Source organism: Janibacter sp. CoH_79_TC_3 (assembly GCF_058197955.1).
The window spans coordinates 1-241 of the sequence record NZ_JBXWIV010000181.1; the positions used below are offsets into that span (position 1 = coordinate 1).

Annotated in this window: 1 protein-coding gene; it reads right to left on the minus strand. The window is 53.1% G+C overall.

The genetic code is table 11. The annotated features are described in order from the left end of the window. The coding region (locus tag AC2FA3_RS15555; RefSeq protein WP_490510381.1) for a hypothetical protein at positions 1 to 241 on the minus strand (241 nt) is incomplete at both ends.

Here is a 241-nt window from a genome sequence, read left to right on the forward strand (position 1 = left end):
GCTGAATGTTTCGGTATGGCAATACGCACGCGCTTTCTGAGGGAGATTGAGCACGATGGGATTGTTGCTTTCCTCCACTATCCACTTGCAGATACGGTCGGCCCACTTCGCCGCCGATGCCGGTGTGGGGTGCGCACCGTCTTTGGCTCGCTCGTAGTGCTGATCGGGGGTATAGCTGAGGTAAAAATTGCCTTTTGGCACCACGCTTTGAATCATCTTGTTGATACCAGTGTCTTTCTTC